Consider the following 12,079-nt stretch of genomic DNA (forward strand, 5'->3'; position numbering starts at 1 on the left):
ACCCCATCCTCGCACGACCCGGACGCCCAGGCCTCGCTGGACCACGGCCCCGCGAAGCACACGCACCACGCGCCGCGCCCTCATGCACGTGCCCCCTCCGGCCTCACGCCCATCACCGCCACCAGCACTTCGTTCTTCCAGCTCAAGCCCACCAGCCCTGGCTCCCGCCGCAACTCCAGCACCGGATGCACGCCTTCGGGCTCCACCTGCTCCAGCAGCTCCAGTGGCACGAAGCCCGCGCGCTTCAGCCTCGCCATCCACGTCTCCGCCAGCTCGTGTCGCTCGCAGCGCGCCGACTCATCCACCGTCCCCACCACGTCCTCCACCTCCCTCCCGAAGAAGCGCTTGATGGCGGCTCGCTCCTCGCGAGGAACCTCCAGCGTGTCCAGCAGGTGGAAGACCTGCGTGAAGTGCTTCCACGCGTTCAGGAAGCGCTCCAGCGGCGGCGCGCGGAAGTGGTCCGTATTCGGCTCGCACAACACCACCCCCGACGGCTCCAACGCTCGCAGCCGCCGCAGCACCGCGTCTCGCACCGCGCCCACGCTCCCGGGCTCCTCCGCCACATGGTGCAGCGCGAAGGCGGCGTTCACCACCCTCGGCCCCGGCAACCCTCGCAACACCGACCAGGTCGACTCGGACAGGCTCTCCACCGGCGCCTCCACCCCCACGAAGCGCACCGACGCTCCCACCTCGCGCGCCACCTTCGCCGTCGATTCCTCCGCCTGCGCGAGGCTCGCTCCGCTCGGGTCCACGCCCACCAGCGTCAACCTGCGCGGCAGCGCTCCCTGCTCCGACAGCGCCTTCAACAACCGCCCCTCCTGCCGCCCCTGGCCGATTCCCACGTCCACCAACGTCGCCTCGTCCCGCTTCCCCAACAACTCCACCAACACCGCGTTCGCCAACGCATCGGCGGCGGAGGCCAGCGGCATGTGCGTCATCAACAGCCGGAACAAATCAATCTGCCGCGCCCCCTCTTCGGGATGCGGATACAGATAGGGATTGCGCGCCCCCACCCCCACGCCCTCCAGGCGATGCGACACCGCCGTGGCGAAGAGCAGGTAGCCCAGGTCCTCCGGCACCGAGTCCACATCCAGCAACGTCTCCAACGACGCCAGCTCGTGCGCCGCCTCGATGGGCTGGCCCGACAGGGTGTGCTCCACCGCTCGGAAGAGCAGCTCATCCTTCACCGTGCGCATCGCCCCACGACTCCTTCCCCCAGAGACCCCTGCTCGACTCAACGGTAGTGGTGCCCTCCAGGGACCTCCACCCGGTCAGCCCGCCTGCATGCGCTCTTCGTGAAGCGCCATACACGCGAGCAGACGAACGGACAGGCCAACGTCCTGGCGCTTACGCCTCGCTTGTACCTTTCGCACAGACAGCCGCGGGTCCCGTTTCCGGGACCCCGGGCCATTCGTGCAATCCCATGTCGAGAACAGTGGACGCCCGTGCCCGGGGAGGTGAGGCTGCGCGGCGTGAGAGCACACCGGCCGGGGTGACAGTTCTCTGCCCATCCGGTGTTGAAGGGTTCCCATGCGTCTTGAGCGCAGCTCTCTCCTGCCACTGCTCGTCCTGGCGGCAGTGCCCTTCCTCGTACGAGCGCAGGGCCTCCCCGCCCCCTCCGCCGAGTCCCGCACCGTCGAAGTCGAACTCCAGTCCACCGACGGCGGCACCTCCGTGTCCGCCGAGGACGCCACACGACTGGGCCTCACCACCGATGGCGGTGAAGCCACGCTCGTGCCACCGACCCTCGTCGCTGACGCACCCGCCGCATGGCCCGTGGGCCTGGAGGGCACTCCCGGTGAAGTGACCCTGGAGCTGCTCGTGGACGAACAGGGCGCGGTGGCCGAGGTGAAGGTCGTCGACGCACCGCACGAGCCCCGCCTCACCGAGGCCGCGCTCCAGGCCGCGCCGGGTCTGCGCTTCACTCCCGCCACCCTCGCCGGAGTGCCCGTGGCGGTGCGCCTGCCCTTCGTCTACCGCTTCGTGCCTCCCGCCGCGCCCGTCCCCGTCTCCACCGCGCGACTCACCGGAGAGGTGCGCGCGCGCGGCACGCGCCGTCCCCTCGCCGATGCGCTCCTCTTCGTAGACGGGAGCACGGAGCCCGCGGGCACCGTGGACGCACAAGGGCGCTTCACCCTGGAGCTGCGCCCCGGCACCCACCGCGTGGAAGCGCGCGCCCCCGGACACACGCCGAGCACCTTCGAGGAGACGCTCTCCGAGGGCCAGTCGCTCCAGGTCATCTACCGCTTGCAGCCCGGGCGCGTGAATCCCTACGAGACGGTGGTGCGGGACGACCGCCCCCGCACCGAGGTGACGCGCATCACCCTGCACGAGCAGGAACTCCGCGAGGTGCCCGGCACGCTGGGAGACCCGTTCCGTGTCGTCATGTTGATGCCCGGCGTGGGCAGCCTCGCCTCGGGCATCAGCTACCCCGTGGTGCGTGGCAGCCAGCCCGCCGCCACCGGCTTCTTCCTCGACGGCGTGCGCATCCCCATGCTGTACCACCTGATGCTCGGGCCCGCGGTGATTCACCCGGACTTCATCGACACCGTCGACTTCTTCCCGGGCTCGCCGCCAGTGCAGTACGGACGGCTGCTGGGCGGCGCGGTGGAGGGACGGCTGAGCCGACCGCGCGAGGACCGGCTGCACGTCACCGCCTACGCGGACCTGCTCAACAGCGGCGGCTTCATCGAGTACCCCTTCGAGAGCACCGGCACCTCCGTCAGCGTCGCCGGCCGCGTCAGCTACTCGGCGTTGTTGATCTCCCTGGGGTCCAAGCTCCTCAGTGGGTCCGACGCGGAGAAGGTGCACGCGAACTTCTGGGACTACCAGGCGCGCATCGAGCAGAAGGTCGGCGAGGGCCGCGTGCGCCTGTTCGCGCTGGGCAGCTCGGACGACGTGGGCTCCAGCCCTTCGACCTATTACATCGGCTCCACCGGCGGCAGCATCGTGTCCCGCTTCCACCGGGTGGACCTGCGCGGAACCCATCCGCTCGCGGGGGGTGATGCGGAAGTGGGCCTCACCGTGGGCTCGGACGCGCTGGGCCTCGACGGAGAGGAGTCGGAGCGCCTGCCGAGCGGCGCCATCTCCTTCCGCAAGGTGGGCGAGTACGCCCTGCGCCAGACGACGTTCGCGATGCGGGCCGGCTGGAAGCGCCGCCTGGACTCCACGCTGGAGCTCGCCGTGGGCGGCGACGTGGAGCACCGGCGCGCCGCCACCGACATCACCGGCACCGGCATCCCCCCGGGCACCAACCCCGACGACCCGGTGGACCCCATCAAGAGCCCCTCCTCGCTGGCGACCTTCTCCGGCGTCTACGCGGCGGTGACGTGGGTTCCCGCCGAAAAGTGGGTGCTCCAGCCGGGCGTGCGCGTGGACAACTACCACCTGTCCCCCGGCATCAATCACGCCGTGGTGGAGCCTCGGCTCACCGTGCGCCACCAGCTCACGGACGCGCTCGTGCTCAAGGGCGGCGCGGGCGTCTTCCACCAATCGCCCACCGTGCTGGTGCACCTGCCCGCCGTGGACACCTCCAGCCTCCGCTACGGACTCCAGGAGGGCCTCCAGTTCGACGTGGGCGCCGAGTGGAAGGCGATGGACGGCCTGGAGCTGAGCGGCGACGCCTTCTACAACCCGCTCACCCGCGCGGTGGAATTGGACCTGCAGCAGGTGGTGGAGAACCGACGACGCCGGGGACTCGCGACACCGGACCCCTCCACGAGCGGCTACGCGTATGGCTTCGAGCTGATGGCCCGGCACCCGCTGGGCCGCGACTGGTTCGGCTGGGTCTCCTACAGCTTCCTCCAGAGCAAGCGCCGCGTGCTCATCGACCGCTACGGCGACGATGACCACGTGGTGAGTACTCAGAAGGGCACGCTGCCCTTCGCCTTCGAGCAAGCCCATGTCATCAACGCCGCGCTCAGCTACAAGTTCGGCAACAACTGGACGGTGGGCACGGTGGTGCACTTCAACACCGGCCGCCCCGAGTCCGGCGAAATCACCACCCTCACCCAACGCATCGTGACGACGCCGGAGGGGGAAGCGCACTGGGTGCGACAGGACCGGGACAAGTCCGAGCGACTGGACGCGTTCTTCCGCGTGGACCTGCGCGTCGCCAAATCATGGGCCATGGAGGACTTCACGCTCGACGCCTACCTGGACGTCCTCAACGTGTCGGCCCGGCAGGAGGTGATTGCCTATGACTATGGCTTCGACCGCCAGGGAACTCCCCAGCGCAAACCCCAGAGCCTGCCCATCATCCTCCCGCTCCTCGGCGTGAAGGGGACCTACTGACATGCGCCACCTGCTCCGCTCCCTGCCCCTGCTCGCGCTCGTCGCCGCGGGCTGCGACCGCAAGCCCGAAGACCCCATCTTCGTCTATGGCCGGCTGCAACACCTGGACGGCTCTCCGAACTCCGACACGACGGTGACCGTGGAGCGCAAGGTCCACACGCGCTCCGGCTTCGTCGACCCCACGGTTGGCGAGTTCGAGCGCTACGGAGAGAGCCGCAGTGAGCGCTCGGGGGCCTTCACGCTGGAGGTCCTCTACGGCGACTCCATCGACGAGCGCCTCTCCGACTTCACCCAGTATCGCTTTCGCGTGGCGGCGCCGCTGGAGGAAGGCCACGGCGTCTTCAGCTCGTTCGTCTTCTACGACGACGCGGAGCTGCCACCGCTGCGGCCCTGGGCCCCCCAGCTCGCGCTGGCCCTGGGCGCGGAGGGCCCCGAGTTCTCCTTCGCCTCGGCGCCTCCACCGCCCGCGCTGCCGGCCTCCGCGGAGCTTCCGGAAATCTACTTCCAGGACAACGGCGACCCGACGCCCGTGGAGCCCCTCACCCCGTACCCCGTGCTGCAGCTCCATGGTCCCGGAGGCCGCGTGTGGGAAGTGCACGACCCCACGTCGCCCTGGCATGCCAATCCCTATCTTCTGGAGGACTTCCCGGGCGTGGAGGCGCAGGTCCGCGCCGTGACACTGGGCTCGTGGCTCTTCTATCCCCTGGCCGCCAACAGCAGCAGCGTGTCGTTCCGGGTGGAATGGCGTGGCCCTTGGCTGCCCGTTCCCAGCGGAAGCCTGCGCCCCATCAGCCGCGGCGCCTCGTGCGTCCCGACTCCCACGGGAGCGCCGTGCCCGTACACGGATGGCTCACTGCTGACCGTGCGGACGGACCTGACTCGCGAAACGTCGGGCGTGAACAACGTGACGCTCCAGTGGGAGACCGCCGTGCGGCCCCGGCGCGCCGTCATTCGCGACCTGCAGATGGTGACGGGGTTCGACCCCATCATTCAGGTGCGCGTGGAGGGCAGCGCGGATGGCGCCACCTGGTCGACGCTCGCCGAGGTGCCCTACGTGAACCACGACCCCTCGAGCCCGTTCGACCCGGTGTTCTCCACCACCATCGAATCGACGGGGGAGGACAGCCCCTATGGGGATGGTCCGCTGGACATGGAGCGCAAGGCGCGCTTCCTCGACGTGCCGCTCACGGGTGACGCGCCGGTTCGTCAGGTGCGGCTGCAGGTGAGGGCGGGGAACGCGGGAGGACCCGTCCTCATCTACGCGCTCTCCGAGTTGTCCATTTTCGAGTAGCGCCAGCGCCCCCAATCACCCTGGAGAGCAGGTTGCTGCGCGGGGGACACGTGCCGACGTTTCCGCGAGGAAAGCCACACTGCCTTGAAGGAGCAGGCCCTTGCGTACGATTCCCTCGAAGAAGATGTCCCTGTTGTCGGAAACCGAAGCCAGGCTCGTGTTGTCGAGCGCCCCGCGCAACCTCACGGAGCTGTCGACCCGGGAGCTGCGCGGTCGCGTCCTGCGCGCGCGGCGATTGATGACCAAGTACGAGAGCCTGGCGCGCCGTCAGCGGCGTGAGGCCCTGGGCCGGCGGCAGCCGACCCGTGCCCGTCGCGCCGAGGGCAACGCCAACACCCTGCGCAAGGCGACGTACTTCCGTCAGGCCCTGATGCGCTTCGAGAAGCGCCTGGCCATGATGGAGCGCCGCGAGGCGGTGGCGGCCAAGCGGGCTCGCACCGTGCGAAAGGTGAGCAGCACGCGGAGGACTCGCGCCTCGGCGCCGGCCCGTCGGGCGACGAGGACCGTGGGTGGGCGCAAGCCCGTGCGCCGCGCGCGCACCGCCGGACGCACCGCCACCACGTCCGTGCGAGCGACGCGGGCCCAGCGCCGCAAGGGCGGTGCGCGCAAGCAGCAGCGCTTCGGCGCCGTCCGTCGCAACGCGCACACCACCTCTCGCAACCGTCGCACCCAGGCCCGGAGCGACCAGCGGCGCTGAAGCACGGCGGACCACGGGGCGGGCGGTCATCCACGCCCGCGCTTGAGGCGAACTCCAGCGACATCCCGTTGCCCCGACACCGGATGGAATGTCTCCATCTGGAGGTCTGGGGCGCGTCATGTCTCGTTGGAGTGTCCACAAGCGCCGGGCGTTGTCCCGCCCTGCTCCCAGCCCCTTGAGCCGAGCCCCTTGCCTCAGGCCCGGCGACGCCGCGTCAGCGCGGTGAGTCCCGCGAGCGCCAGCATCAGCCACACCGCCATCGCGCCGGGGCCCGAGGCGCTGCACCCGCCGCCACTGACACGCGGCGCCTCCGAGTCCCCCGCATCCGGCACGAACGGGCCCGCATCCGGTTCGCCCGAGCCCGCGTCCGGCTCACCCGAACCCGCGTCCGGCGGTTTCGACAGCGTGCTCTCATCCAGGTACGCGCCACACGCCGGGTCCGCCGTGCCGTCCGCGCGGTGCGCCAGCGCGAGCGCGTACGCCCCCGCGCCAAAGCCCACCATGGGCGAGTTGAACTTGTACGTGCCGTTCAGCTCGTCATACGTCTCCGACACCGCCAGGTAGTTCTTCAGCGACTGGTCCGTCACCCACTTGAGCACCCGCTCCGCGCGCTCCGAGTCCCCCGCCATCCGCTTCACCATCGCGCCGCGCAGGCTCACGATGACCCACTCCGCGCTGTCGTACTCGCTGCCCCACGGGCTCATGTCCGCGCCACCCGTGTGGTCATAGCGGTCATCGTTGCGCGACCAGCCCGCGCCCGCCGGAGACGACAGCCTCAAGTCCAATCCGCGAATCGTCTCCCGGGCAATCTTCCCCGCCGGGTCGAACAGCTCGAACGCGAACGCGTCGAACACCGCCGTGTCCCAGTACCCCCGGCCCGACTTCAACTCCTCCAGGTTGGAGGCCAGCGCGAAGTTGCCGTCCGTCAGCTTCTCCGCCATCGCCCGGCGGATGGACTCGCCCGCGGCGCGGTAGCGCGTCGCACGCTCGGCGTCACCCACGCGCTCGGCCAGCACCGCCGCGTCACACAGGCCGCGCGCCGCCGTCAGGCTCGTGTACGCCCACGCGCGCTGCCGCCCGTTCCAGTGCGTCTCCCAGATGGACGAGTCCGGCCGGATGAGCCCCGTCTCCGGGTCGATGAGCGCCACCAGCGCGTCGCCCACCTTCGTCGACACCGTCTGCCAGTGCTGGTCCACCAGCGTGACGTCCCCCGTGGTGCGCTCGTAGTGCCGCAGCGCCCAGAGGAAGAGCCCGAAGCCGTCGAACTCGAGGTTGGGCCCCGCCTCGTTGAAGTCCGTCTCCTCCACACCGAAGCCGTGGTAGCGCGTGAGCGTGATGAGGTACGGCGGCATCGAGTACGGCTGCAGCTCGCGCCAGTTCTGGAACCGCCCGCTGTCCGCGTTCAGGTAGTACGTCAGCGCCTCGCGTGCGTCGCTCCGCATGCCCAGCGTGGCCATCGCCGCCGCCGCGTAGGCGCCGTCTCGAATCCACGCATACGTCCACTGGCCCGGCGGAAGGCTCGCCAGCACCGCGCCCTTGCCCGCGTGTTTCACCATGCCCGGCAGCGTCGCCGGCGCGCCGTTGGGCGCCTTGAAGCGAGTCAGGCGCGTCTCGCCATCCCGGCTCAGCGACTCGCGCATGAACGACTCACCCTCGCGGACCTGCGCCATGTGCAGCACCACCGCCGAGTGGCGCACCAGTGATTCCTCGTTCTCCACCGTGCCCGTCGGCACCTTCACGGTGTCCGTCTGGAAGGCCGCCCAGCGCGCGACCTCCGCCTCCACCAGCGCCTTCGCATCCAACGCGCCCACGTAGTCCGTCAGCCACTGCCGCGCCGTGGCCGTCCCCTCCGGATTGCCGAAGTGAACGAAGGCCACGCCGGCCCACTTCTCCGCGCCCGCCGCGATGTCCCCCAGGTTGAACTGATACGCCGTGGCCCAGCCCGTCCCCGCCGACGGCTGCGCCGTGAACTCCTGCAGGTCCTGCTGCCCGCCCCCCTGCACCACGTTGAACCCGTTGCCCGCCCCCGTCGCCCCCGACAGCCACGCCGCCTTCCGAGTCACCGTGCCCAACGGCCGCCCCACCACCACGCCCGCGAAGCCCTTCTCCACGAAGTCGCTGCCGCTGACCTCCACCGTCTCGCCGTTCTCATCCAGGTCCGCCAGCACGCCGGGCCGACCGAAGCCGACATGGAAGTTGTGGAGCGAGAACACGCTCACACCCGTGGACGCCGTCGCGCCCGTGTTGCGCACCCGCACCGCCATCACGAACGATGCGTGCGGCACGGACTGGGGCGCGAAGACATACGTCGTCACCTCCAGCGTCCCCACCCGCTGCACCATCGTCGCCAGCCCCGTGCCGCCCGTCTTCCCCGGCGCCCACGTCGCGTAGCCGCTGGCGTCCAGGTCCGCGTCCTGCGTGCTCAACCAGCGCTGCGTCCCGCCCGAGCGCAGGCCGAAGAACGCGTCGAACAACACGTCACGCGAGTGCACCACCTGCGGCTGCCCGCGCACGAAGACGTCGTTGCCCAGCGCATCGATGACGGGCTCCTCCGTCGCGAAGCTGTGCTCGCGGAAGTGCGACACCTTCTTCTGCTCCAAATCCAACATCACCGCGCCATGCCCATTGGAGGACGGCAGCTTCAGGAAGGTGCGCCGGACGGCGACCTCCGCGTGCGCGTCCGACGCCAGGCCACACAGCAGGGAGGTCAGGAAGAGGGCCACGGCACGCGCGACACTCGAGGTCGCCCGGCCAGGGCCCAGACACAGGTGGGGGAAACGCTTCATCCGGCGGATTCTGGAGTGCTTCCCTCCCCGGGCCAACGGGGACCTCCCAACCCGGTGACGCCCAAGGGTGCCCGAGGACCCCTCGCCCCCTTCCGCGACCCGAGTCAGCCGCTCGTGTTACAGGTCCATATTTGTCAGAATAATCTGACTTAACAGACTTAGTGGAATTCTCCATCCAGAGCGAGCCGGGTGCTCGAAGCCAGGGGGTCCCATGTCCGTTGTCCGCAGGGTGCTGGTCGCGTTGTTGCCGTGCCTCGTGCTGCTGGCGAGCGCGTCCCGGGCGCAGTCGCCGGGCGCGTTCGTGAACTGGGAGCATCCGCATGTCCATCCGCTGGAGCTGACGCCGGATGGCACCCGTCTGCTCGCGGTGAACACGGCGGACAATCGGCTCCTGGTGTTCTCCGTGTCGAGCGGCACGCCCGTGCTCACCGCCTCCATCCCCGTGGGCCTGGACCCCGTGTCCGTGCGAGCCCGGAGCAACACCGAGGCGTGGGTGGTCAACCATGTCTCCGACAGCGTCAGCATCGTCGACCTCACCACGCTCAACGTGAAGGTCACGGTGCCCACGGATGACGAGCCCGCCGACGTCATCTTCGCGGGCTCGCCGCAGCGCGCGTTCATCTCCTGCTCGCAGGTCAACCGCGTGCTGGTGGTGGACCCGTCCACACCGCTCGCCGCGCCCACGCGCATCGCGCTGCAAGGCGAGGAGCCTCGCGCGCTGGCCGTCAACGCCGCGGGCACGCAGGTGTATGTGGCCTTCTTCGAGTCTGGCAATCGCAGCACGGTGCTCGGGGGTGGCAACGCGATGGGAGGCGGGGGCTTTCCGCCCAACGTGGTGAGCAGCAGCGTGGGGCCCTATGGGGGCGTCAATCCTCCGCCCAACTCGGGCAGCACGTTCAAGCCGCCGAGGAAGAGTGGCAACCCGGCGCCTCCTCCCGTGGCCCTCATCGTGAAGAAGGACGCCAGTGGCCGGTGGATGGATGACAACAGCCGTGACTGGTCGAGCGTCGTCTCGGGGAGCAACGCCGCCGCGTCGGGGCGCCGCGCGGGTTGGGATTTGCCGGACCGGGACGTGGCCATCATCAACGCATCCACGCTGGCTGTGACGTATGCCAGCGGGTTGATGAACCTGGACATGGCGCTGGCGGTCCACCCGGGAGGCCATGTCGTCGTGGTGGGCACGGACGCGGTGAACGAGGTCCGCTTCGAGCCCAACCTCCAGGGCCGCTTCCTGCGCGTCATGGCCGCGTCGTTCGACCCGGCGATTCCGTCCGTCGTCTCCCGTTTCGACCTCAATCCGCACCTGACGTACACCACGGGCACGGTGCCGCAGGCGACGCGGCAGTTGGCGCTCGGAGACCCTCGGGGGCTTGCGTGGAACGCGGAGGGGAGCCGCGTCTACATCACGGGCATGGGCTCCAACAACGTCGCGGTCATGGACGACGCGGGCGGCCGGATTACCCAGGTGGCGGTGGGTGAGGGGCCCACGGGCGTGGTGCTCTCCGGGACGCGGCTCTACGTGCTCAACAAGTTCGCGGCGAGCGTGTCCGTGGTGGATACGGTTTCGAATACCGAGGTGGCGCGGGTGCCGTTCTTCGACCCGTCCCCGGGTGCCATCAAGGTCGGCCGCAAGCATCTGTATGACACGCACCGGAGCTCGGGCCTGGGGCATGTGTCGTGCGCGTCGTGCCACATCGACGGACGGCTGGACCGGCTCGCGTGGGATTTGGGAGACCCGGCGGGGGACCTCAAGGCCGTGACGGGGCAGAACCTGGGCATGGGCATTCCCGGACTGACGGGTGGCTTCCAGCCGTGGCACTCGATGAAGGGGCCCATGACGACGCAGACGCTCCAGGACATCATCGGCAAGGAGCCGCTGCACTGGCGTGGAGACCGCGCGGGCATCGAGGAGTTCAACGGTGCGTTCCTCAGCCTCCAGGGCGACGACACGCAGCTCACGGTCATCGAGATGCAACAGTTCGAGGACTTCCTCGCCACGCTGACGTTCGCGCCGAATCCGTTCCGGAACCTCGACAACTCGCTGCCCACGAGCCTGCCGCTGCCGGGACACGTCACGACGGGACGGTTTGGCACGGCGGGGTTGCCGCTGCCCAATGGGAACGCGGTGAACGGGCTGCAGATGTATCGGCCGCCGCGCTTGCTGGACTCGGGGGCGTTCGCCTGCTCGACGTGTCACACGCTGCCCACGGGCCTGGGCGCGGACGTGCGGTGGACCGGGAGCCAGTTCGTCACCGTCTCCGCGGGCCCGAGCGGCGAGCGTCACACGGGGCTGGTCTCCGTGGATGGGTTCACCAATGTGACGATGAAGATTTCCCAGCTGCGCAACCTCTACGAGAAGGTGGGCATGGATTTCACGCAGACGTCGAACCTGGCGGGCTTCGGGTTCTCGCATGACGGCAGCGTGGACACGATTGCGCGCTTCCTCACCGAGCCGGTGTTCACGCTCCAGAGCAACCAGGAGGTCGCGGACATGGTGGCGTTCATGCTGGCGTTCTCGGGCTCGGATTTGCCCAAGGGCTCGGCGACGACGGTGGGAGAGCCGCCGGGGCCGGACAGCAAGGACACACACGCGGCGGTGGGGAGGCAGGTGACGCTGACCACGGCGAGTCCCACTCCGGCGCAGCTGAGTACGCTGTCCACGTTCCAGGCGCTGGCGGACAGCGGCAAGGTGGGTCTGGTGGTGAAGGGGAACCAGGGAGGCATCGCGCGAGGGGCCACGTACATGGGCGGCGGGTTGTTCCAGACGGACCGCGCGGCGGAGACCGTCACCGCGTCACTACTCCAGACACTGGCGCTCACGGGGAGTGAGCTGACGTACACGGTGGTGCCCAAGGGCTCGGAGGTGCGCATCGGCATCGACCGGGACTTGGACGGTGCGCTGGACCGCGATGAGCTGGACCGTGGCACCCGGCCGGATGACGCGACGAGCCGGTAGGGCTGTGTTGTGAGGTGCGCCGTGGACCTGGGGTGATGGGGTCCACGGTGGTGCCG

General features: G+C 69.6%; 6 protein-coding genes. 4 read left to right on the forward strand and 2 right to left on the reverse strand.

Annotated elements, in window-relative coordinates; translation table 11 throughout:
• Positions 1-80: 80 nt before the first annotated feature.
• The gene (locus HUA78_RS22260; RefSeq protein ID WP_174460610.1) at positions 81-1,196 is read right to left on the reverse strand and encodes a GRAS family protein; all 1,116 of its coding nucleotides are present in this window, start codon (positions 1,194-1,196) and stop codon (positions 81-83) included.
• Positions 1,197-1,530: 334 nt separating this feature from the next.
• Between HUA78_RS22260 and HUA78_RS22265 the strand changes: the two genes are divergently transcribed.
• The 3 genes from HUA78_RS22265 (at position 1,531) to HUA78_RS22275 (ending at position 6,281) form a co-directional block, all read left to right on the forward strand.
• Positions 1,531-4,293 carry a TonB-dependent receptor domain-containing protein gene (locus HUA78_RS22265; RefSeq protein ID WP_174460609.1) on the forward strand — a complete coding sequence of 921 codons (2,763 nt, stop codon included), beginning with the start codon at positions 1,531-1,533 and terminating at the stop codon, positions 4,291-4,293.
• A 1-nt stretch (position 4,294) separates the two neighbouring features.
• A complete protein-coding gene (locus HUA78_RS22270; RefSeq protein ID WP_174453770.1) occupies positions 4,295-5,584 on the forward strand; it encodes a hypothetical protein in 1,290 nt (429 codons plus the stop codon).
• 100 nt (positions 5,585-5,684) lie between these two features.
• On the forward strand, positions 5,685-6,281 hold the full coding sequence (locus tag HUA78_RS22275; protein ID WP_174453769.1) for a hypothetical protein: 597 nt from the start codon (positions 5,685-5,687) through the stop codon (positions 6,279-6,281).
• 194 nt (positions 6,282-6,475) lie between these two features.
• Here the strand turns inward: HUA78_RS22275 and HUA78_RS22280 are convergent, their stop codons facing one another.
• Complete coding sequence (locus HUA78_RS22280) at positions 6,476-9,067, reverse strand: glycoside hydrolase family 15 protein (RefSeq protein ID WP_174460608.1); 2,592 nt, start codon at positions 9,065-9,067, stop codon at positions 6,476-6,478.
• A 211-nt stretch (positions 9,068-9,278) separates the two neighbouring features.
• Here HUA78_RS22280 and HUA78_RS22285 point away from each other — a divergent pair, with 211 nt between their 5' ends.
• Positions 9,279-12,023 (forward strand): YncE family protein, encoded by a 2,745-nt coding sequence (locus tag HUA78_RS22285; protein WP_174477104.1) that lies wholly within the window; start codon positions 9,279-9,281, stop codon positions 12,021-12,023.
• Positions 12,024-12,079 lie beyond the last annotated feature (56 nt).

Origin of the sequence: Myxococcus sp. CA033 (genome assembly GCF_013336625.1) — a bacterium.
Taxonomy (GTDB): domain Bacteria; phylum Myxococcota; class Myxococcia; order Myxococcales; family Myxococcaceae; genus Myxococcus; species Myxococcus llanfairpwllgwyngyllgogerychwyrndrobwllllantysiliogogogochensis.